Below are 21,253 nucleotides of genomic sequence, written 5' to 3' on the forward strand. Positions count from 1 at the left end.
GGTTATGTGTGCGCCTTGGCGGATTGCCGGCGGATCGCCTGGGAGAGCGCGACGGCCACGATCAGGGCGCCGCCGTAGAAGAGCTGCTGCACGTAGCTCTGCGCGCCGAGCATCTGCAGGCCGACGACCCCGGTGAAGAGGAAGAAGACGGCGATGAAGGTGCCCACGGCGTTGAACCGGCCGGGCACGATGGCGGTGGCGCCGAGGTAGCAGGCGGCGAAGGCCGGCAGCAGGAACGACTGCCCGCTGGACGGGTCGGCCCCGCCGAGGCTGCCGGCGTAGACGATGCCGGCGATGCTGGCGACCAGTCCGGAGCCGACGAACGCGCCGATCCGGAGCCGGTTCACATTCAAGCCGCTGAGCTCGGCGACCTGCCGGCCGCGGCCCACGAACAGCAGCCGGCGGCCGATCGGGGTGGAGGTGAGGATGACGAGGATGATCACGGCGGCGATCAGGCCGTAGAAGAACTGCAGCGGCATGCCGAGGATGCCGCGGAAGCCCACGGTGGCCTGCACCAGCGCCGAGTCGATGCCGGTGACCGATGAGGAGTTGCTCATCCACTGCACCAGGCCGAGCATCACCGTGGCGGAGCCGAGGGTGACGATGAACGAGTCGATCTTGAACACCACCACGAGCACCCCGTTGAGGAGGCCCACGGCCAGGCCCACGCCGAGGGCGGCGGCCAGGCTGGGCAGCAGCGGCACGCCCATCTGGGCGTTGAGCACGGCCACGGTCATCGACGACATCGACAGGGTCGACGCCACCGACAGGTCGAACTCGCCCGCGGTGAGCGGGAAGAGCAGGCCGAGGGCGAGGATCAGCAGCACGGCCTGGGAGCCGAGCACGTTCTGCAGGTTGCCGACGGTGAAGAAGGTGTTCGGCAGGGTGATGCTGAACGCGATGATCACCACGAGCCAGGCGATCAGCAGGGCGTAGCGCTCGGTCTGCAACCAGAACGCACGGGCGGGCAGCGCAGGGCGGCCGCGCCGGCCGGTGGGGGTGGGGCCGCCGGTGCTGCCGGGCGCGGCATCCGTCGTGGAGACCGGTGCGGTCGTCGTGGTGGTCATGAAACACTCTCTTTCAGCAGGACCGGGGACTCGGTCAGGCTCGTGATGACGGATGCGGCGATGGCCTCGTGGGTGAGGAGCGCGCCGGTCAATTCGGCGTGCGGGCGCCCGTGGGCGAGCACGATGACGCGGTCACAGACCGCGGCGAGCTGGTCGTAGTCGCTGGAGGCGCAGATGATCGGCACTCCCCCGGCGGCGGTGGAACGGAGCAGTTCGAAGATGATGCTGCGGGCCCCGATGTCGACGCCCTGGGTGGGTTCCTGCAAGAGGATCAGCTGCGGGTCGTCCTGCAGCCACTTGCCGAGGACGGCCTTCTGCTGGTTGCCGCCGCTGAGGGTGCTGAACAGGGCCTGCGGGTTCCGCGGCCGGATGTCATAGCTCTCGCTGATCTCCTCGGCGCGGCGGCTGAGGCCGCGGGCGGACAGGCCGAACCAGGTGCGGAACCGGTTGATCACCGGGAGGGTGATGTTCTGTTCCACGGTCAGTTCGCCCACGCCGCCCTGGGTCTTGCGGTCGGCCGGCACGTAGACGATGCCGGCCTTCAGGGAGGAGCGGGGGGTGGCATCCGCGATGTCAGTGCGGGTGCCGCGCACGGTGAGCTGGCCGGTGCCGGTGTGGGCGCCGTAGATGCCGGCGAGGGCGTCTTCGAAGCCGGAGCCGGCCAGGCCGGTCAGGCCCACGATCTCGCCGGCGGCGACGTCGAAGCTGAGGCCGTCGACGTGGCCGGTGACGAGGTCGTCGACCCGGGCGACGGCGCCGGCGTGGTGGGTGTCGGCGGTGTCGGTGCTGAGGTCGATGGCCTGCTTGGCGGGGCGGAGGCTGCGGCCGACGATCAGCTGCACGAGCTGCTCGTCGGTGGTGTCGCGGGTCTCCAGGTGGGCCTGCACTTCGCCGGCCCGCAGCACGGTGACCCGGTCGGTGTGTTCGAGCACCTCGGTCATGTCGTGTGAGACGAGCAGGGCGCTCATGCCGCCGTCGGCGACGAGTTCCTTCACCACCCGGAAGAGCAGGTCGGTGTCTTCCTTGGGCAGGAACACGGTGGGTTCGTCGAGCACGAGCAGGGCGCGGTGGTCGCCGAGCTCGCTGACGGCGCGGAGGATGGCGATCAGGGCCCGGTCGGTGTCGCCGAGCCGGTCGACGGTTTCGCGGGGGTCGATGTCCAGGCCGAACCGGGCGAAGGTCTCGCTCGCCAGGGCCTGTTCCTTCTTCCAGTTGATCAGCGGGCCGTGGCCGGCCACGATGTTGCTGATCCGCAGGTTCTCCACGACGCTGAGCTCGGGCACGAGGCCGAGGTCCTGGTGCACGAAGCTGATGCCGAGGCGGCGGAAGTAGCCGGGGGCGATGGGGAGGGTGATCGGGGTGCCGCGCAGCCAGGCGCTGGCACCCGCATCCGGGGTGTAGAAGCCGCTGAGGATCTTGATCAGCGTCGACTTCCCCGAGCCGTTCTCCCCGAGCAGACCATGGATCTGCCCGGGGAAAACGTCGAGGTCGACGTGAGAGAGCGCGGTGAGGCCGCCGAAGGTCTTCGACAGGTTCTCGATTTTCAGCAGGGGCGCGAGCGCCTCGGGGGTGCGCTCAGACGGTGTCGACATGGAGGGAATCACTACGGCTGGCCCCACAGTGCTTCGTAGCCGGTGACGTAGGCGTCGCCGTAGCCTTCGGTCGAGCCGGGCGGGGTGCCGGTCTCGTCGACGTTCTCCTTGGTGAACACCTTGAGCGGGGTCTGCGCGAAGCCGTCTTCGACGACCGGGGCGCCGGTCAGCACGCGGCCGACCTGGTCCATGGTGGCCCAACCGAGCCACGGCATCGACTCGCCCACGTCCATGGCGAGCACGTCGCCCTCCTGCATGATCTTGAGCACGGCGGGGGTGCCGTTGAAGGACGCTGCCTTCACCTGGCCCACCTTGCCCGCGGCCACGACTCCGGCCTCGACGAACAGGGCCATCGAGTCGAAGACCGGCAGCACGTAGTCGAGTTCGGGGTTGATCTGGATCTCGGACTGCACGCTGGTGGAGATCTTGGTGGCCCAGTCGGCCAGCGGAACGTTGACCTCCTTGACGGTGCACTCGGGGCAGTTCGTGGCGATCTCGTCCTTCATCGCGTCGATGATGCCGCCGGCGACGGGGACCTCCGCGGTGTTGACGAGGAGGATGTTGCCCTTGCCCTCGGTCTCCTGGATGGCCCAGTCGGCGCTGAGCCGGCCGGACTCGTTGAACGGGGCGGTGACCTGCCCGGCGATGAGGTCCTTGATCGAGTCGGGGATCGGCTCGCCGTCCTGGATGGTGTGGGTGACGACCACGGGGATGCCGGCGGCCTTGGCCCGCTCGAGGGCGGGGACCAGCAGTTCGCCGTTGATGCCCTGGGAGAGCAAAATGACGTCGGCCTTCTGGCTGATGGCCTGGTCGATGCCGGCGGTGTGCTCGGTGGGGCTGCCCTGGTTGGTGTACTCCACCCAGGTGGCGCCGTAACGTTCGGCCACCTTCTGGGTCTCCTCGCTCACCGTGACGATGAACGGGATGGCGCTGGTGTTGGGGATGTTGAAGATGGTCTTGCCGGCGATGTCGGCCATCGCGAACGGCTCGGCGTCGAAGGTGAACTCGGGGTCGGCGCTGAACTTCTCGATCTGCGCGGTGGCGTAGGCGAGGCCGTCCGCGGTGCCGCTTGAGTCGGTGGTGGAGGAGGCCGCGGTGGTGGCGGAGCAGCCGGTGAGCATGAGGGCTGCGCTCACCCCCAACGCGGACCAGGTGAGGAAGTGACGGGAACGGGTGTGCATGTGTTTCTCCTAGGTGCGGGCACGTCTTGAGGATGCTGTGGGCAGTGCGGGAAGGGCGATGCGGGTAAGGAAAAGCAAGCTTCCGTCAGACGGTGGGTGTCGCCCATCGGAGATGATGCATTCGAATGGATACCGAATGCATTCGAATGTAGCCGACGTAAATTACGCGAAATCGCACGAAAGGGGCCCCGGGGTAACGGTCTCTGGTCGGTAGTGTTACGGCCGCGTTAAGGCGGGCCCGTTGGCGCCGAAAGGGAGCCGTCTAACTGTTCCCCGTGCGGACAAATGGTCCCGGCACACCGGGTGCAATTGTCCGCACGGGGAACAGTTGCGGCCCGAGACGGACGCGGGGCGGATGCGCGGGGGCGCGGGGCGGGCTACGCGGCGGGGGTGGGCCAGGGGCCGGTGGTGCCGCGCTCGACGAGGCGCACGGGGAAGACCGTGCGCTCGGGTTCGTCCACGAAGAGGCCCTCGATGCGGTCGAGCAGCCGGTGCGTGCCGGCGGTGGCGATCTCCAGCAGCGGCTGGCGCACGGTGGTGAGGTCGAACATCGACCAGCTCGACATCCTCAGGTCGTCGTAGCCGATCACCTGCACGTCCTCGGGGATGCGCAGGCCGAGGCGGTTCGCCGCGTCGATCACGCCGTAGGCGATGTAGTCGGTGCCGCAGTACACCACGCTGGGCCGCTCGGGCAGGGTGAGCAGCTCGGTGCCCATGGCCAGGCCGGTCTCGTGTTCGATCAGGCCACGGCGCACCAGCTCGGGCTGCAGCGGGATGCCCAGCTCGACAAGTCGGGCGCGGAAGGCGACCTCACGGAAGTTGATGCTCGGGTTGTTCTCCGGGCCGCCGACCATGGCGATGCGGCGGTGGCCGAGACCGTAGAGGTAGTCGGCGATGAGCACTCCCCCGTGGCTGCCGTCGGCGACGAACCGGTCGATGGCGCCGGCGTTGGGCGAGGTGACGTCGCGGCCGATCACCACGAGCGGCAGGCCCCGGGCCACGAGGTCTTCGGCGAGGGTGGAGCCGACGCGGGCCTGCATGAACATGGCGCCGGCCACGAGCCCGCCGCGGAGGGCGTCGACGTCGCGCTCGCGCTCGCCCTCCGAGCGGTCGCTGAGCAGCAGCATCCGGTAGCCGCGTTCGTTGAGGGCGGTCTGCACCGAGTCGACCAGCTGCGGGTAGACCGGGTTCTGCAGGTCGGCCACGAGCACCGCGATGGAGCGGCTGACGCCGGTGATCAGGCTCTGCGCCATCAGGTTGGGCGAGTAGTTGATGGTGGTGGCGATCGAGCGGATGCGTTCCCGCGTGGCCAGGGACACCCGCGGGTCGTCGCGCAGGGCGCGGGACACCGTGGACTGGGAGACGCCGGCCGCGCGTGCCACGTCATAGCTTGTTGCGTGGCCTGCGCTCATGAGTCACAGACTATGTCACCGGGCGCCGTGAACCCGCCGCACGGGCCCGTGCGACGGCCGTGTCTGTGGGCCCGGGTGGGGTCCCCGGGTTGCCCGGCGCATCCGCTCCCGCTGCCGCCCGTGCTCCACAACTGTTACCGCTGCGGACACGTGGTCCCGGTGTGCCGGGACCATTTGTCCGCACGGGGACCAGTTGGGCGGGCGGCGCGGGCCGTACACTGAGCCATCGGGAGCACTGAGCCATCGGGAGCACTGAGCCATCGGGAGCACTGAGCCATCGGGAGCACTGGGCCAGCGAGAGAGCACGGGCCATCGGGGCAGCAGCGAGAGGAACACCGGCATGACGAACGTGGAGGCCACCGGGCGCATCCAGCCCGAATCGACCGAACACGCCATGCTGCGCGCCCTCGGCGAGCGCCTCGGCGTCGACCTCGAGTCGCGCACCCTCACCGTGCCGGGCGGCCTGCGAGTGGAGGTGGAGGGCATCGACGCCGCCGCGAGCGTGCTCGTGCAGCTGGTGGCCAACACCGGCGCCCCCAAATCGTCGCACCGCAACAAGGCCATCGCCGACATGCTCAAGCTGGTTTGGCTGCGCGGCGTGCTACCCACCCGGCCGCGCCTGGTGATCTGCATCAGCGAGCCGCTGGCCCGCTTCTTCACCCCGGCCTCCTGGCCCAGCGCCGCGGCCGCCGACATGCACGTGGATGTCTACATCTTCCGGCCGGATGCGCCGCTGGAGCTGCTCACCCGCTGAGCCCGCGACCTCCCCGCGCGCCGCGCCGCCCTCCGGTGCGGAGCTCAATTACGGACACAGCACCCTCCTGGGGGCATCACACTGTGCGAAGTTCGTAATTGAGCGCACGGGCAGCGGGCGGATGCGCTCAGCGGTGTGGGATGCGGCGGTAACCGTCGGTCGCGACCGCCTTGAGCGTGCAGACGACGCCGACGGCAGTCAGGGCGACCAGGCCCGCGCAGGCGACGACGATCATCCGGCAGCGCTCCCCGACTCGGACGCCACGGGTGCCACACGGGCCGCGTACGCGAGCGCCGCCGCGGACAGCGGGGTGCCGGGCGGGGTGAGCGCGGAGGTCTCCGGCGCCAGAGCCGTCACCCGAAGGGGCAGCACCCCGGCCCAGACCGCGCGGTCCTCGCCGTCATCCGCCGCCTCGGAGGCACCGTGTGCGCGCACCTTCACGCTGGCCTCCTCCAGCGACAGCCGCAGCACGAGGGTCGCGGCCAGCTCACGCTTGGTCATCGGGCGCACCTCGTCCCAGCGGCCCGGCATCAGGTGGTCGGAGACGGCGCGCATGGCCTCTTCCTTGTCGGCGGCCGCGACCACGGTCGGCACGCCGAACACGACGGCGCTGCGGTAGTTCATCGAGCTGTCGAACAGCGACCGGGCGTAGACCAGGCCGTCGAGGTGCGTCACGGTGACCGAGATCGGGGTGCCGGCTGCCATGGCCCGGAAGATGCCGCTGCCGGTCGAGCCGTGCAGGTAGATGGCGTCGCCGCCGCGGCCGAAGCCCATCGGCAGCACCAGCGGCAGGCCGTCGCGCACGATCGCCACGTGGGCGACGAGCGCGTCGTCGAGGATGCCGTAGAGCTCGGCCCGGTCGGTGCGCTGGCGCTCCGGCATGCGGGTGATGCGGGTGCGGTCGGTGACGGGCAGGTCGGTCGGGCCGGCGGATGCGTCGTTCTGGGACGGGGTTTCTGTGGGCATACTACTAGGATCAAGCGCAGACTGGACCAGCACCAGAACCACTTCGGTCAAGTTTGAATGGACCAGTTGAACGGCGAGGAGCCCGATGAACGCACACGAGTTGCCCATCCTGCTCGACCGCGCCTCCCCCCTTCCCCTCGCGGCCCAGCTCGCCGGCGCGCTGAGACTGGCGATCCTCAACGGAACGCTGCGGCACGACGAGCCGCTGCCGTCCACCCGCGCCCTCGCCGGCTCGGTGCGGGTGTCGCGCGGCACCGTCGTCGCCGCGTATGACCAGCTCGCCGGGGAGGGCTACCTGCAGGCGACGCCCGGCTCGGCGACACGGGTCATGGTGGAGCGACACAGTGCGGGGACGGTCACCGGCCTATCCACGCCCGGCCGGAATACGGGCGCCCACCCGGCCAGCCGGGAGCCCGCGGCCGCACCGCCGTCAGAGCCGACCGCCGCACGCCGGGCTGACCGGGCTACCGGGCCGGTGATCGACCTGGCGCCAGGGCATCCGTCCACCCGCACCCTCGTCGACCCGGCCTGGACCGCGGCCTGGCGGTCAGCCGTGTCCGCGTCGGGCCGCAGCGACTCACCACCCGACACCGGCACCCCGGAACTGCGGGCGGCTATCGCCGAGCACGTGCGGCGAGCGCGCGGCCTGGCCTGCCGGCCCGACGACGTGATCGTCACCGCAGGCACCAGCGACGCGCTCGCCGGGATCGGGCTGGCGCTCGCCGCCCTGGCCGGCTCGACCGACGTTCCGCCGCGCACCCCGCACATCGCCGTCGAGGACCCCGGCTACCCCACCGCCCGGCGCGTGCTGCGCAGGGTCGGCGCCCACCTCGAGCCGATCCGCACCGGCGACGACGGCATCGACCTCGCGGAACTCGCCGCACTTTCCCCCGCCCCGCACGCGGTGCTCGTCACCCCGAGCCACCAGTACCCGCTCGGCAGCAGCCTGTCGGTGCAGAGCCGGCTCGACCTGCTCGACTGGGCGCGCGCATCCGGCGCCGTCGTCATCGAAGACGACTACGACAGCGAGTTCCGATTCGGCACCTCTCCCTTGCCGGCGCTGGCGACCCTCGACACGTCGGGCCGGGTCGCGCTGGTCGGCAGCTTCTCCAAGACCGTCACCCCCTGGATCCGCTGCGGCTACATCGTGGCGACCGGCGACCTCGGCGCGGCGCTGCGCGAGGTTCGGCACGACCTCGGCCCGTCCGTGTCCGGGGTGCAGCAGGCGGCCCTCGCGCGTTACCTCGAGAGCGGCGGCCTGGCCCGCAATGTCACCCGGGTGCGCCGCGAGTACGCCCACCGCCGCGCCCTGGTGATCAGCAGGTTGGGCGCGCTGCCCGGCGTGCGACTGGCCGGCCTCGACGGCGGGCTGCACGTGGTCGTGCACGTTGACGTTGCCGGCGGGGCGGATGCATCCGCTCTCGTCACGCAGGCCGCCGCCCGCGGGGTGCGGGTCGCGACGCTGGCCGACTACGCGGTTCTCGAACGCGGCCAGCACGGCCTGGTGCTCGGCTACGGCTCGCCGGCCGACCTCGAGCTCGGCCGCGCGCTCGACGTGCTCGTCGACCTCCTTACCGCGAACTGATGTGCAGACTTCCCGCCTTCGTCGTCGCGACGAAGGGCGGAAGTTTGCGAACGAACGACGTGCCGCGACGCTCGCGCAGGTCACGGGGTCTCGACAAGCTCGACCAGCGAGGTGGGCGCGACGGGCACCTCCGGGACCGCCCCGGAGTTTACCTGCGCGAAACAGGAGGCTGACTTTCGCGAAATCTGCGCCACCTACTGTGAAACCCAACGGACCTCCGCGGGCCATTTGCCACCTGACTGAAACAGCCAGCCGTGCACTTCACCCGCTCGCTCTCCTCCTCTCGACCACTCGTATTGCGCCTTGGAGGCTAGCGTGCAGAAGACCGATCCCCGTTCCGCCGAACCGGCGGCCGCCCCCGCACCCGCGCCCGTCGCATCCGCCGCGTTCGACGCCGCGGAACTGCGCCGGGCCCTGGCCGGCATGGCCACCTCGGTAACCCTCGTCACCACCAACGTGAACGGTGTCGCGTACGGCTTCACCGCCAACAGCTTCACCAGCGTGTCGGTGAGCCCGCCGCTGGTGGCCGTGTTCCTGGCCGAGACCGCCGAGAGCTACCCGGCGTTCGCCCGCACCGACCACGTGGCCGTCAACATCCTCGCCGCCGACCAGGGCGACGTCGCCCGGCACTTCGCCACCAAGGGCATCGACAAGTTCTCCGCCGTCACCCTGCACGGCGACTACGACCGCGTTCCCGTCGTCACCGGCGCGCAGGCCTCGCTCCTCGGCCAGGTGCACGAGCGCTGGACCGTCGGCGACCACCTCATGATCATCGTGCACGTCGACGAGGTCATCCGCTCCGAGCTCACCCCGCTCGTCTACCAGAACCGCGAGTTCAGGAAGCTGGTCTGACCCATGACCCTCACCGCCCCCGCCCCCAGCAGCACCGCCGATTCGATCTCGATCCGCGGCGCCGTCAAGATCTACGGCTCCGGCGCCAGCCAGCACGTGGCCCTGCAGAACGTTGACGTCGACATCAAGCGCGGCCAGTTCGTGAGCATCATCGGCCCGTCCGGATGCGGCAAGTCCACCCTGCTGCGCCTCATCGCCGGCCTCGAAGACGCCGACGCCGGCACCGCCGAGGTGTTCGGCGTCACCCCCGAGCGCGCCTGCGCGGCGAAGATGATCGGCCTGGTGCCGCAGGCCCCCGCCCTGCTGCCGTGGAAGGACGTGCTCGGCAACGTGAGCATGCCCGCCAAGGTCAACCGCCGCGCCGACAAGCTGCGCAGCCGCATCCACGGTCACCTCGCCCGCCCCGCCCCCGACATGCTCGACCTTCTGGCCAAGGCCGGGCTGACGGATGCGGTGCACAAGCTGCCCGCCCAGCTCAGCGGCGGCATGCAGCAGCGCGCCGCGATCGTGCGGGCGTTCGGCGTGCAGCCCGACGTGCTGCTCATGGACGAACCCTTTTCCGCGCTCGACGAGTTCACCCGCGAGTCGATCCAGGAACAGCTGCTCGACATCTGGGACGAGAACAAGACCACCGTGGTCTTCGTCACCCACTCCGTCTCCGAGGCGGTGCGGCTCTCCGACAAGGTGCTCGTGATGTCGGCCCGCCCCGGCCGGATCACGGCATCCGTTGACATCACCCTGCCCCGCCCGCGCAGCCAGGCGATGCTCAAGACCGCTGAGTTCCACCACTTCGAAGACGTCATCCGCGACCACCTGCAGACCGCCTGGCAGGAGAACCCGATGACCGGGTCCACCCCCATCCCGGCAGGAGCCGCCCTGTGAGCGTCATCACCCCCGAACCCGCCACGATCCAGGAGACCCCCGTGACCGAACACGCGGCGCCGCCGGCAACGAAGACCCGCACCGGCCTGCCCAAACGGCTCGGTTTCCTCCGCCCCGCCTACTGGCTGCCGCTCGCGGTGCTGCTGGTGGGCCTCGGCATCCTCTGGAGCGTCACCGCCAGGGACAGCCCCTACCTGCTGCCTCCGCTCGCCGCGGTCGGCGAGGCCCTCGCCGCCAACCCCGGCTTCTACCTCGCCAACGCCTGGGCCACCCTGGCCGTGGCGCTGGTGGGACTGGCCATCGGCTTCGTCGCCTCGTTCATCCTTGCGGTGCTCGTCTCCGAATTGCCCATCGCCCGGCGGGCCATCATGCCCATTGCCGTGGTGCTCAGCGTCACCCCGCTGGTCGCCATCGCCCCGGCCCTGGTCGTGGCGTTCGGTTTCGGCCCGGAGCCCAAGCTCATCGTCACCGCGCTGATCTGCTTCTTCCCCATCCTCATCAACGTCGCCACCGGCCTCCGCTCGGTCTCCCCGGCGGTACTGCAGGTCTTCACCACCCTGCACGCCTCCCGCCTCGAGATGCTGTGGCACGTGCGGATGCCCAGCGCCCTGCCGTACCTCTTCACCGCCCTCCGCGTCGTGTTCCCGCTCTCGATCATCGGTGCCGTCGTCGCCGAGCTCTCCGCCCCCGGCGCCGCCGACGGCCTGGGCACCGTGATCAGCGTCGCGTCGTCGAACAACCGCCTCGCCGTGGTCTACGCCGCCATCTTCTGCCTGGCGATCATGGGCTCGCTGCTGCTGCTCATCATCACCGCCATCGAGGACCGGGTGCTGCACTGGCACGAATCCCGGCAGGGCTCCAAAAACTAACAATCCGCTCGTCCCCATCCCCCGCACCATTCGCACCCCACCGCACCAGGAGACCGCTATGCCCACCCGCCCCGTCCACGCGTTGGCCGCCGTTGCCATCGCCGCCCTCACCCTCGGCCTCACCGCCTGTAGCCCCGCCGCAGACGACGCCCCCGACACCGACACCGCCGCGGCGGCGAGCGCCATCTCCGACGAGCGTTGCGCGCTGAACGAGGCCGCCGGCACGATCAACTTCCTCACCGGGTACCAGTACCAGGCGTCGGTGTCGATCCTCAACATCATCGCCGCCGACGAGCTGGGCTACTTCGACGCCCTCTGCCTCGACGTCGACATCCAGCCCGGCACCGGCGACACCAGCCAGAACGCGCAGCTGCTCGCCGCAGGCACCGTCACCATCACCAGCGTCGACGAGCAGAACCTCATCACCGCGCAGGACAACGGCATCGACGTCACCGGCATCGCCACCTACTCCAACGTGGGCCTGGAGATCCTGATGACCGGCACCGACGTGACCGACCTCAGCGAGCTGGACGGCACCATCCTCGGCCAGAAGGGCAACCTGCCGCCCGCCGTGGGCGCCATGCTCACAAACGCCGGCGCCGACCTGTCGAGCATCCAGCAGGTCGTCGTGGGTTACGACCCCACCATCCTGCCGCGCGGCCAGGTCGACTCGCTCACCGGCTTCATCTCCAACGAGCCCAACCTGCTCGAGGCCGCCGGTGAGGACGTCACCGTGTGGCGCCCGTACGACTTCGGCGTCGCCGGGTCGCTGGGCAGCCTGGCCGTGAACAAGGAGTTCGCCGCCGACAACGCCACCGCCGTCGAGGACTTCCTCCGCGCCAGCCAGCACGCCTTCGACTACTGCGGCGAGAACGGCGAAGAGTGCGTCGCGTTCGCCTCCGACCTCTCCGGTGAGGGCTACGACGCCGAGCACAACCTCAAGGTCTGGACCACCGAGTACGACATTGTCACCGACAACCAGCCGGCGGATGCCCCGATCGGCCTGATCGACTTCGACAACGTCACCGCAGAGTCCGAGTTCCTCGTCGAGAGCGAGCAGATCGCCGAAGCCCCCGCCGACCCCACCGCGTACTTCGACAACAGCTTCATCGAGGCGATCTACGACGGCACCACCCTGATCTGGCCGGCGCCCTAACGCTCGGCCATCCCCGGGGCGCCCGTCGTGGGCGCCCCGGGGTCAGCACCCCCTCTTCCCGGCTCGTTTCCGCCTCGTTCTCGACTCCGTCACAGCCTCCACAATCTCGTCAGCACCAGAGAAATCAGAGAAAGAGTCTTTTCATGTCAGCACGCGAGTACGGCGTTTTCCTCCCGATCGGCAACGGCGGCTGGTTGGTGTCCACCACCGCGCCGCATCCCGACGGCAGCTACGAGTACAACAAGACCACTGCAGTCCTCGCCGAGCAGGCCGGCCTCGACTTCGTCATGTCGATGGCCAAATGGCGCGGCTTCGGCGGCTCGACCGACCACTGGGGCAACACCCTCGAGTCGATGACCATGATGGCGGGCCTGGCCGAAGCCACCGAGAAGGTGAAGATCTGGGCCACCGTGCACGCCAACATCCACAGCCCCGCCATCGCCGCGAAGATGTTCGTCACCCTCGACCAGATCTCCAACGGCCGCGCCGGCATGAACATCGTCTCCGGCTCCTACGCCGACGAGTTCGAGCAGATGGGGCTCTGGGACGCCGACATGTCCAAGGAGGCCCGCTACCAGATGGTGGAGGACTGGACCCGCGCCGTCACCCGGCTGTGGACCGAAGACTCCGTGACCATGCAGAGCGACACCTTCACCCTCACCGACTGCGTCTCCCGGCCGCACCCGCGGGTGCAGCCCACCCTGATCAGCGCCGGCCGGTCTCCGCGCGGCCGCACCTTCCAGGCCGAACTCTGCGACGGAGCGTTCCTCTCCGGCGACACCATGGAGGAGCTGCGCGACTCCTCCCGCGACGTGCACGACCAGGCCGCCGCGCTCGGCCGCACCGTCAAGACCTACGCCATGCTCACCGTCGTCATGGGTGACACGGATGCGGCGGCGCAGGACCGCGTGGACGTGATCGGCGCCGGTGTGGACGTGGAAGCCCTCGCCAACATGCGGGTGTCCTGGGGCATGCCGCGCGACCGCGCCACCTCCTGGACCCAGTCCGCCACCGGCCAGGACGCCTTTCAGACCCCCTACGTCGTCGGCTCCCCCGACACCGTGCTGGGCCACATCAACACCGTCGTCGAGGGCGCCGAACTGGACGGCCTGATGCTGATCTTCCCCGATTACCACACCGACCTGCCCGCCTTCGGCGAGGCCGTGCTGCCCACCCTGCGTGCGCAGGATGCCGCCCGCGCGACCAGCGGACTGGTCACCTCATGAGCACCGCCAGCCCGGCTGTCAGCCCATTCGCCGGCCTGGACAACCGTGCCGGCGCCCTGCTCGTCGTCGACGTGCAGCGCTCCTTCGCAGACCTGGACTACCTCGGCGACTACGGTCTCGACACCGCCGCCGAGGAGGCCATCGCCGCGGCCATCCGCGCCACCGCGGAGCTCGTCGGCACCGCCCGCGCCGCCGGTGTGCCCGTGATCTGGATCGAACTGGCCTCCGACCCCGATCGGCTCTGGGGTGCCAGCAACTGGCTGCGCGGCAAGGGCTTCGACGAGCCGATGGGCGACGACGAACCCTGCGTCATCGGCACCCCGGGCGCCGACTGGTACGGCCTCACCCCCGCCGCCGACGAACCGCGGGTGCCCAAGCGCCACTACAGCGGCTTCCAGGGCACCGACCTGCACGCCCGGCTGCAGGCGCTCGGCGTGGTGTGGGTGGTCGTGGCCGGCCTCACCACCGAGTGCTGCATCGCCGCGACCGCCACCGACGCGTTCCAGCTCGACTACCCGGTGCTCATCGCCTCCGACGCCACGGCAGCGTACGAGGTGCGGGTGCACGAGAACGCCCTGGAGATCCTCGCGCTCACCACGGCGCAGCTGGTGACCACCACGGAGCTGGCCGGGTTCTTCCCCGCGCCGGGCGCCGCCGCATCCGTCACCGGCACCTCGGCCGACGCAGCGACCGACGCGGCGACCGACGCGGCGGTGTCGGCATGACCGGCGCCGAGCGCGACCCGAACCACCTGCACCTGGCCTTCGACCTCTCGTTCACGCACACCGAGGGCCGTTGGGCCCGGCCGGGCTCGTGGACCGGCCGCACCTTCCCCGACGTGAAGATGTTCCAGGAGCTGGCGATCACCGCCGAGCGCGGCGGCATCGACATGCTCTTCTTCGGCGACGGCACCGGCCTGCCCGACACCTGGCGCGGCTCCCCCGACGCCGCCGTCGAGTGGGGCGTGCAATGGCCCCGGCACGACATGAGCCCGTTCATCGCGGCGATGAGCGCCGTCACCGAGCACATCGGCTTCGGCCTGACGTATTCGTCCACGTTCATGCATCCGTTCTACGTGGCCCGGCTGCTCAACTCGCTCGACCACGTCACCAGCGGGCGCATCGCGTTCAACGTCGTGGCGTCGACACGGCGGGCAGATGCGGCCAACTACGGCTTCGACGAACTGCTCGAGCACAGCAAACGGTACGAGCGGATGGACGAGTTCATCTCGGTCTGCCAGCAGCTCTGGGACTCGGTGGAGCCGGACGCGATCGTGATGGACCGGGAAACGGGACGGTTCGCCGACCCGGCCAAGGTGCACGCCATCGACCACCACGGCGACTTCTTCGACGTGCGCGGACCGCTCACCAGCGTGCCCAGCCCGCAGGGGCACCCGGTGCTGGTGCAGGCCGGCAACTCGCCGCAGGGCATCGCCACCAGCGCCAAGTTCGCCGACCTGATCTTCGGGTTCGGCGGCAACCTGGCCGGCCAGCAGCGGCACCGGTCGCTGCTTGACGTGGAACTCGCCGCGAACGGGCGGAACCCGGCCGACGTCGGCATCCTCTGGGCCACCCAGTTGGTGATCGGCCGCACCGAGGACGAGGCCAACGCGCGCAAGCAGGAGATGCTGGCGTACTGGGGCGACGAGGCGGTGGGCGCGTACCTGTCGTACAACTCCGGCTACGACTTCTCCACCGTCGGCCGGAGCATCGTGCTCGGCGAGCTGCAGGCGGAGATCGTGGCCGGGCACGCGTCGCCGTCGGGGTTCGTCGGCCAGCTGGTGCAGGAGCTCGGCGCTGACCACTCGCTCTCCCGCGACGAGTTCTTCGAGCGCGGCTGGCGGCACGCGGTGGGCTTCGACCACACCCTCAGCGGCACCGCGGCGCAGCTCGCCGACCAGCTCGAGGAGAACTTCGAGGCCACCGGGTCGCGCGGCGGTTACATGATCGGCAACCCGCTGAGCATGCCCGCGTCGTACACCGACATCATCGAGCTGCTCGTGCCGGAGCTCCGCCGTCGCGGCACCATGGGCCCGGCCTACCCGGGCTCCACGCTGCGCGAGAACCTCGCACGGTGAGCCGGCGCGCGGGCCGGGCGACGGTCGAGGAGGCGGATGCGACGACCGCTCCGGCCGCTCGCGGCGGCCCGTCGCTCGGCGAGCAGACCCTGCTGTTGTGCTGCCTGATCGGCGCCACGCAGATGACCTGGGGCACGATCGTGCCCGCGCTTCCGCTCTACCCCGACCGATTCGGCGCCACCGCCCTGGTGCTCGGCCCGATCATCGCCGCGTTCGGTTTCGGCCGGGTGCTCGCCAACATCCCGGCGGGCATCCTGCTGCGCTGGTGGAAACCACGCCCGTACCTCTGGGCGGTGAGCCTGCTGCTCATCGTGGTCACCGGACTGACCGGGCTGGCCCCTGACGCCGAAACGTTGATCGCCGCGCGGGTGCTCGCCGGGGTGCTCGGCGGTGCTGCGATCACCATCGGTTTCGCGATCCTCGTCTCCGGCGCCCCGCCCGCCCGTCGGGGCCGGGTGATGGCCACGGTCACCGCCGTGCAGATGTCCGCGGGAGCGGCCGGGTCCTTCCTCGGCGGGCTGGTGCTCACCTGGTTCCCGCTCGAGGTGGTGTTCCTGGTCGCCAGCGTGCCGCTCGCCCTGGTGCTGGTATGGGACGCGGTGCGTCCCGCCGTGCACTACTGGCTCCCCCGCGGCCGGAATGGTGACGTTCCCGAGACTCCTCACGGGGTCTACTTCGACAAGCTCAGTACGGCGTCGACAAGCTCGACCGACGGAACGGCCTCGACCGCCCCGCTGGTCGAGCTTGTCGAGACCCCGCGAGCGTCGCTGGTCGAGCCTGTCGAGACCCCGCGAGCGTTCTCGACAACGCCCCACACGCTGGTCGAGCCTGTCGAGACCCCGGTTGCCGCCGCATCCGACTCGCGCGCGGCGGCGCCCGCCTACGCGGGGGCGGGCGTGGTCGCTGTTGTCGTCGCGATGGCGCTGAGCTCGTTCGCGACCTTCTTCGCCCGGTTCGGCGGGGAGCAGGGGCTCGTGCCCCTGGCCGGCTACGACACCGGCGGCCTCACCCCGTTCACCCTCGGCCTGGCGCTGGCCGCGGCGACCCTGATCTCCCTCGCCGCGTTGCCGGTGGTCGGCTCCCTCATCGACCGGGGCTACCGGCTGGCGGTGCTCCTGCCCGGGGTGCTCGCATCCGCCGCCGCGTTGCTGCTCTTCCCGGTCGCCGACGGGCCGTGGCTGTTCGCCGTCGCGATCGTGCTCTACGGTCTGGCCACGAGCGTGGCCGGCATCGTGCCGACGGTGCTGATGAGCGAGGCCGTGCCCGCCCGGCAGAGCGGACTCGTGGTGGGCATCACCCGCACCGCCGGCGACCTCGGCGCCGTCGCCGGCCCTCTCGTAGCGCTGGCCGTCTACGACAGCACCGGACTCTGGCCGGCGATCCTGGTCATCGTGGGCCTGCTCCTCCTGTCGAACCTCATGCTCGCCCGGCTGTTGCTGCGCCGCCGCTGACCCGCGGGCCCCTCGACGCCATCCCGCGCATCCGGGCCGCTCTCGATTGCAGACTTCCCCCCTTCAGCGGCGCAACGAAGGCCGGAAGTGTGCGAACGAAGGGCACCGAGCGCTGCCGGGACCACGTTCTCGCTGGTCACGGCAGTTTCAGCTTGCCTTCAGCGGGGTCCGGCAGACTGGGGCCGCGGCCACCTGGCCAAACAGACCGACGATGGGGGCCGGATGCGCGTGCTGGTGGTGGAAGATGAGGTGCGGCTGGCCACGGGGCTGAAACGCGGCCTCGAAGCCGAGGGCTTCGCGGTCGACATCGCCGCCACCGGACCGGACGGCCTCTGGCTCGCCCGCGAGAACGAGTATTCGGTCATCCTGCTCGACATCATGCTCCCCGGTATGAGCGGCTACCGGGTCTGCGAGACCCTGCGCGCCGAGCAGAATTGGACCCCGATCCTCATGCTCACCGCCAAGGACGGCGAGTGGGACCAGATCGAGGCCCTCGACACCGGCGCCGACGACTACCTCACCAAGCCGTTCTCCTCGGCGGTGCTGCTGGCGCGGATGCGCGCGCTCATCCGCCGCGGCACCAGTGCGCGGCCCACCGTGCTGCGGGCCGGCGACCTGCACCTCGACCCCGCGACGCACACGGTCACCCGGGGTGAGACATCCGTGGACGTCACCGCCCGGGAGTTCGCCGTGCTCGAGTACCTGATGCGCAACCGCGGCAGCGTCGTGTCCAAACGCGACGTGCTCGACAACGTCTGGGATTTCGACTTCGAGGGCGACCCCAACATCGTGGAGGTGTACGTGCGACACCTGCGCAACAAGGTGGACCGGCCGTTCGACCGGGCCGCGATCGAGACCCTCCGCGGTGCCGGTTACCGGTTGGCGGCCAACGGTGGCTGAGCGGCGCGGCCCGCGCGGCCGGTCGCTACGCGGCCGGATCACCCTGGTGTCCACCGCGATCGTGGCCATCACTCTGGTGCTCGGCGCCCTCGTGTTCGTGCTGGTGCTGCGCACCGTGCTGCTGGCCGAGGTGAGCACCGCCGCCGAACGCGACCTGCAGCAGATCGAGAGCGAGTACGACCAGAGCGGCGCCCTCGACGGGTTCGACGCCGACGACGACGAGATCCTCGTGCAGGTCACCGACGCATCCGGCGCCCTGCTCGCCGGCAGCGACGCCCTCGACGGCCGGCCGGTGGAAATCACCGAAGACGGCGACAGCCAGGTCGTGCGCCTGCCCGACGAGGACGCCGCCTACCTGGTGGCGGCCGAGGAGACCGACGACATCACCATCGCGGCCGGCCGCACCCTGGAGACCGTCGACGAGTCGGTGGGCACGGTGGGCTGGCTGCTCGCCGGCGCCGTGCCGCTGCTGATCGGCGTCGTGGCCGTGCTCACCTGGATCGTCGTGGGCCGGGCGCTCACCCCGGTCGAGCGGATGCGCCGCGAGGTCGACGCCGTCACCGCCACCAACCTCGACCGCCGGATCGCCGACCCCGGCCGGGCCGACGAGATCGGCCGGCTGGCCCGCACCATGAACAGCATGCTCGACCGGCTCGACACCTCGCAGCGCGCGCAGAAGCAGTTCGTCTCGGATGCCTCGCACGAGTTGCGCTCCCCGCTCGCGTCGCTCCGCCAGTACGCCGAGGTGGCCCAGGCGCACCCCGACCGGATGAGCCTCGAGGACCTCTCCGAGGCGGTGCTCGACGAGGGCGCCCGGCTCGAGCGGCTCGTGCGCGGCATGCTGCTGCTCGCCCAGGTGAGCGAACGGTCGCTGCAGGCCACCGGCCGGGCCGTAGACCTCGACGACCTGTTGCTCGCCGAGGCGCGCCGGCTTCGCGACACCATGGCGCTCACGATCGACGCCACCGGGGTGGGCCCGGCGCGGGTGCACGGCGACGAGGGCCTGCTCGGCCAGGTGGTGCGCAACCTCGTCGACAACGCCGCCCAGCACGCCTCCGGCCGGGTCACCCTGTCCCTCACGGTCGACGGCGGCGACGCGCTGCTCGCGGTGGAGGACGACGGGCACGGTGTGCCCGCCGAGGAGCGCGACCGCGTGTTCGAGCGGTTCGTGCGTCTGGACGCGTCCCGCGCCCGCGCATCCGGCGGAACCGGCCTGGGCCTGGCGATCGTGCGGGAGGCCATGCAGGCGCACGGCGGCACCGTGCGGGTGCTGGACGGCGCCCTCGGCGGCGCCCGGTTCGAGGTGCGGCTGCCCGCGCACGCCGACCCGGCCGACACCGACGCCTGACCGGCAGCTCGATTCATTTCTGAAGGCGCCTTCAGCCGGCTTCAGTCTGGCTTCAGCGACGTCCCGGCACACTGATGTCCTCGGGCACGGCACACCGTGCCCCTCCCGGAACCGCCAACGACATTAGGGACACACCATGAAGAAGAAGACCATCTGGATCACCTCTGCCGCCGTCGGAGCGGTGCTCGTGCTCGGCGGAGCCGGCATCGCCGTCGCCGTCACCGACCCGTTCGACGGGGACGACCAGCTCACCGGCACCACCCTGGACCGGGCCAGCGAGGCCGCCCTCGACGCCGTCGGCAGCGGCACCGTGACCGACTCCGAGACCAGCGACGACGCCGGCCACGCCTACGAGGTGGAGGTCACCCTGCCCAATGGTGAGGACACCGACGTGCTGCTGGATGACACGTTCAGCGTCGTGCGCGTCGACGGCGGCACCGCCGGGGCCACCGCACCGTCCGGCGATGCCACCCCCGGCGCCAGCACCGAGCCCAGCAGCCAGCCCACGGATGACGCCCTCCCCGCCCTCACCGAGGAGGACACGGCCGCCGCCTCCGCCGCCGCCCTGGCCGCCGTGCCCGCCGGCACCATCGGAACCGTGACCGAGGTCGAGCGCAGTGACGACTTCGACCACGCCTACGAGGTGGAGATCACCCTGGAGAACGGCGAGGACATCGACGTCGAGCTCGACGAGGCCTTCGCCGTGCTCACTGTCGACGGTGTCCCCGCGGCGTAACGCGCAGGCGGCCGGCAGCGGCCGGTCACAGCCAGGTCTGCCGGTGTTCCTCCACGAAGCTGCGCAGTCCGGTGGCCGGCCGGCCGGTGAGCTTCTGGATGCTCCGGTTCGGCAGCGCGGTCAGCCGGCGCCGCATGGCTCGGTACCAGCCGGCCTGCGCGGCGATGTCCGCGGCGGCCTCGCCCTGTTTCGCGGCCAGCTCCGCGAACTCGGCCTCGCTCGTGGCGGTGTACCGCACGGGCCGGCCGAGCACCTCGGTGAAGACCTCGGCCACCTGCGCGTAGCCCAGCGCCTGCTCCCCCGCGAGGGTGTAGACCTTCCGCAGGTGCCCCGGTTCGGTGAGCACCCGGGCGGCGACCCGGCCCACGTCATCCGCATCGACGAACGCGGCCGTGGCCCCGGCCGCGGGCAGCACGATCTCCCCGCGCAGCCGGATGTCGTCCCGGTACAGGGTCGACAGGGTCTGCAGGAAGACGTTCGGCCGCAGGATCGTGTACGGGCTGCGGGTGCGCTTGAGGTACTGCTCCACCAGGTGCTGCGGCCGCCGGGTGTCGAACCGCACGCCCGGCGCGGACAGGAAGACGATCTGGCGCACGCCGCCCTGTTCCATCGCATGGTCGATGAACGGGATGAGGGTGCGGCCCACGTCGGCGACGGTGGGCGGCACGATCAGAAAGACCCGGTCGACACCGGCCAGGGCGCGGGCCCAGGTGCCGCGGTCGGAGAAGTCGAAGGCGCGCACGACGGCGGTGCTGCCGGATGCGACGTCCGCGGACCCGGAGGCGCCTGACGCGCCGGAGGCCGACTGGGGCCGCCGGGCCGCACCGGCCAGAGAGCCGGCGCCGGGCCGGGCCGCCGTGCGGTTGGCCGGTGCCGAGGCCAGGCCGGCCGGCTTGTGGGCGGGGTTCCGGTCGGGCTTCGTGTTGGGCGCCCGCGACGGCTTGCCGCTGGGGCGTGCTCCGCCCGGCCCGTCGTGCTGTTGTCCGGCCGCGGTGCCGCTGGCGCGCCGTGCGCCCTCGGCGATCCAGGCGCGCGGGTCCCGCATGCCCGCCACCACGGTCTCGCCGGCGGCGGCGAGGGCATCCACCACGGCCCGTCCGACGGTGCCGGATGCGCCGGTGACCAGGATCCCGCCGGTCGGCGCCGGGCGTCGGGGCGGGGTCTGGTCGGTCATGCCCCCAACGTTAGTGCCGCGGCCG

At 70.9% G+C, this 21,253-nt stretch carries 19 protein-coding genes; 13 read left to right on the forward strand and 6 right to left on the reverse strand.

Going from position 1 to position 21,253, the window contains the following annotated elements; translation table 11 throughout:
- Nucleotides 1–2 precede the first annotated feature (2 nt).
- From ACU5E9_RS07490 to ACU5E9_RS07505, 4 genes are all read right to left on the reverse strand, one after another.
- Entirely contained in the window at nt 3–1,067 is a 1,065-nt protein-coding gene (locus ACU5E9_RS07490) for an ABC transporter permease (protein WP_456812992.1), read from the reverse strand.
- Nucleotides 1,064–2,659 carry a sugar ABC transporter ATP-binding protein gene (locus tag ACU5E9_RS07495; protein WP_456812993.1) on the reverse strand — a complete coding sequence of 532 codons (1,596 nt, stop codon included), beginning with the start codon at nt 2,657–2,659 and terminating at the stop codon, nt 1,064–1,066. Before ACU5E9_RS07495 ends, ACU5E9_RS07490 begins: the two co-directional genes overlap by 4 nt.
- An 11-nt stretch (nt 2,660–2,670) precedes the next feature.
- Nucleotides 2,671–3,840 (reverse strand): sugar ABC transporter substrate-binding protein, encoded by a 1,170-nt coding sequence (locus ACU5E9_RS07500; RefSeq protein ID WP_456812994.1) that lies wholly within the window; start codon nt 3,838–3,840, stop codon nt 2,671–2,673.
- Between the two features lie 377 nt (nt 3,841–4,217).
- Nucleotides 4,218–5,252 (reverse strand): LacI family DNA-binding transcriptional regulator, encoded by a 1,035-nt coding sequence (locus ACU5E9_RS07505; protein WP_456812995.1) that lies wholly within the window; start codon nt 5,250–5,252, stop codon nt 4,218–4,220.
- Between the two features lie 340 nt (nt 5,253–5,592).
- On the opposite strand from ACU5E9_RS07505, the gene ACU5E9_RS07510 reads away from it, so the two are divergent.
- Nucleotides 5,593–6,006 carry a hypothetical protein gene (locus tag ACU5E9_RS07510; protein WP_456812996.1) on the forward strand — a complete coding sequence of 138 codons (414 nt, stop codon included), beginning with the start codon at nt 5,593–5,595 and terminating at the stop codon, nt 6,004–6,006.
- Nucleotides 6,007–6,237: 231 nt separating this feature from the next.
- On the opposite strand, the gene ACU5E9_RS07515 is transcribed toward ACU5E9_RS07510, so the two are convergent.
- Nucleotides 6,238–6,972 carry a pyridoxamine 5'-phosphate oxidase family protein gene (locus ACU5E9_RS07515; protein WP_456812997.1) on the reverse strand — a complete coding sequence of 245 codons (735 nt, stop codon included), beginning with the start codon at nt 6,970–6,972 and terminating at the stop codon, nt 6,238–6,240.
- A gap of 85 nt (nt 6,973–7,057) precedes the next feature.
- On the opposite strand from ACU5E9_RS07515, the gene pdxR reads away from it, so the two are divergent.
- The 12 genes from pdxR (at nt 7,058) to ACU5E9_RS07575 (ending at nt 20,054) form a co-directional block, all read left to right on the forward strand.
- Entirely contained in the window at nt 7,058–8,557 is a 1,500-nt protein-coding gene (gene pdxR / locus ACU5E9_RS07520; protein ID WP_456812998.1) for a MocR-like pyridoxine biosynthesis transcription factor PdxR, read from the forward strand.
- 315 nt (nt 8,558–8,872) lie between these two features.
- Nucleotides 8,873–9,409, forward strand: coding sequence for a flavin reductase family protein (locus ACU5E9_RS07525; RefSeq protein WP_456812999.1), 537 nt, complete (start codon nt 8,873–8,875; stop codon nt 9,407–9,409).
- 3 nt (nt 9,410–9,412) lie between these two features.
- Nucleotides 9,413–10,291 (forward strand): ABC transporter ATP-binding protein, encoded by an 879-nt coding sequence (locus ACU5E9_RS07530; protein ID WP_456813000.1) that lies wholly within the window; start codon nt 9,413–9,415, stop codon nt 10,289–10,291.
- A complete protein-coding gene (locus tag ACU5E9_RS07535; protein WP_456813001.1) occupies nt 10,288–11,160 on the forward strand; it encodes an ABC transporter permease in 873 nt (290 codons plus the stop codon). The genes ACU5E9_RS07530 and ACU5E9_RS07535 overlap by 4 nt, the downstream gene beginning before the upstream one ends.
- Nucleotides 11,161–11,218: 58 nt before the next feature.
- Entirely contained in the window at nt 11,219–12,316 is a 1,098-nt protein-coding gene (locus ACU5E9_RS07540) for an ABC transporter substrate-binding protein (protein WP_456813002.1), read from the forward strand.
- A gap of 143 nt (nt 12,317–12,459) precedes the next feature.
- Nucleotides 12,460–13,542 (forward strand): LLM class flavin-dependent oxidoreductase, encoded by a 1,083-nt coding sequence (locus tag ACU5E9_RS07545; protein WP_456813003.1) that lies wholly within the window; start codon nt 12,460–12,462, stop codon nt 13,540–13,542.
- Nucleotides 13,539–14,267, forward strand: a complete 729-nt coding sequence (locus tag ACU5E9_RS07550) for a cysteine hydrolase family protein (protein WP_456813004.1) — start codon at nt 13,539–13,541, stop codon at nt 14,265–14,267. Before ACU5E9_RS07545 ends, ACU5E9_RS07550 begins: the two co-directional genes overlap by 4 nt.
- On the forward strand, nt 14,264–15,619 hold the full coding sequence (locus tag ACU5E9_RS07555) for an NtaA/DmoA family FMN-dependent monooxygenase (RefSeq protein ID WP_456813005.1): 1,356 nt from the start codon (nt 14,264–14,266) through the stop codon (nt 15,617–15,619). The genes ACU5E9_RS07550 and ACU5E9_RS07555 overlap by 4 nt, the downstream gene beginning before the upstream one ends.
- Nucleotides 15,616–17,070 (forward strand): MFS transporter, encoded by a 1,455-nt coding sequence (locus ACU5E9_RS07560; protein WP_456813006.1) that lies wholly within the window; start codon nt 15,616–15,618, stop codon nt 17,068–17,070. Before ACU5E9_RS07555 ends, ACU5E9_RS07560 begins: the two co-directional genes overlap by 4 nt.
- Before the next feature lie 222 nt (nt 17,071–17,292).
- Nucleotides 17,293–17,970 (forward strand): response regulator transcription factor, encoded by a 678-nt coding sequence (locus ACU5E9_RS07565; protein WP_456813007.1) that lies wholly within the window; start codon nt 17,293–17,295, stop codon nt 17,968–17,970.
- Nucleotides 17,963–19,318, forward strand: a complete 1,356-nt coding sequence (locus tag ACU5E9_RS07570) for a sensor histidine kinase (RefSeq protein ID WP_456813008.1) — start codon at nt 17,963–17,965, stop codon at nt 19,316–19,318. Before ACU5E9_RS07565 ends, ACU5E9_RS07570 begins: the two co-directional genes overlap by 8 nt.
- Nucleotides 19,319–19,454: 136 nt before the next feature.
- Nucleotides 19,455–20,054 (forward strand): PepSY domain-containing protein, encoded by a 600-nt coding sequence (locus ACU5E9_RS07575; RefSeq protein ID WP_456813009.1) that lies wholly within the window; start codon nt 19,455–19,457, stop codon nt 20,052–20,054.
- Between the two features lie 25 nt (nt 20,055–20,079).
- On the opposite strand, the gene ACU5E9_RS07580 is transcribed toward ACU5E9_RS07575, so the two are convergent.
- Entirely contained in the window at nt 20,080–21,228 is a 1,149-nt protein-coding gene (locus ACU5E9_RS07580) for an NmrA family NAD(P)-binding protein (protein WP_456813010.1), read from the reverse strand.
- Nucleotides 21,229–21,253: the final 25 nt, after the last annotated feature.

This window comes from Cryobacterium sp. AP23 (assembly GCF_054075385.1).

Coding starts and splice junctions, on each gene's coding strand:
- ACU5E9_RS07515 (WP_456812997.1), bottom strand. CDS start 6,972: ATGCCCACAGAAACCCCGTCCCAGAACGACGCATCCGCCGGCCCGACC.
- ACU5E9_RS07565 (WP_456813007.1), top strand. CDS start 17,293: ATGCGCGTGCTGGTGGTGGAAGATGAGGTGCGGCTGGCCACGGGGCTG.
- ACU5E9_RS07530 (WP_456813000.1), top strand. CDS start 9,413: ATGACCCTCACCGCCCCCGCCCCCAGCAGCACCGCCGATTCGATCTCG.
- ACU5E9_RS07555 (WP_456813005.1), top strand. CDS start 14,264: ATGACCGGCGCCGAGCGCGACCCGAACCACCTGCACCTGGCCTTCGAC.
- ACU5E9_RS07510 (WP_456812996.1), top strand. CDS start 5,593: ATGACGAACGTGGAGGCCACCGGGCGCATCCAGCCCGAATCGACCGAA.
- ACU5E9_RS07505 (WP_456812995.1), bottom strand. CDS start 5,252: ATGAGCGCAGGCCACGCAACAAGCTATGACGTGGCACGCGCGGCCGGC.
- ACU5E9_RS07580 (WP_456813010.1), bottom strand. CDS start 21,228: ATGACCGACCAGACCCCGCCCCGACGCCCGGCGCCGACCGGCGGGATC.
- ACU5E9_RS07575 (WP_456813009.1), top strand. CDS start 19,455: ATGAAGAAGAAGACCATCTGGATCACCTCTGCCGCCGTCGGAGCGGTG.
- ACU5E9_RS07540 (WP_456813002.1), top strand. CDS start 11,219: ATGCCCACCCGCCCCGTCCACGCGTTGGCCGCCGTTGCCATCGCCGCC.
- ACU5E9_RS07495 (WP_456812993.1), bottom strand. CDS start 2,659: ATGTCGACACCGTCTGAGCGCACCCCCGAGGCGCTCGCGCCCCTGCTG.
- pdxR (WP_456812998.1), top strand. CDS start 7,058: ATGAACGCACACGAGTTGCCCATCCTGCTCGACCGCGCCTCCCCCCTT.
- ACU5E9_RS07545 (WP_456813003.1), top strand. CDS start 12,460: ATGTCAGCACGCGAGTACGGCGTTTTCCTCCCGATCGGCAACGGCGGC.
- ACU5E9_RS07500 (WP_456812994.1), bottom strand. CDS start 3,840: ATGCACACCCGTTCCCGTCACTTCCTCACCTGGTCCGCGTTGGGGGTG.
- ACU5E9_RS07550 (WP_456813004.1), top strand. CDS start 13,539: ATGAGCACCGCCAGCCCGGCTGTCAGCCCATTCGCCGGCCTGGACAAC.
- ACU5E9_RS07490 (WP_456812992.1), bottom strand. CDS start 1,067: ATGACCACCACGACGACCGCACCGGTCTCCACGACGGATGCCGCGCCC.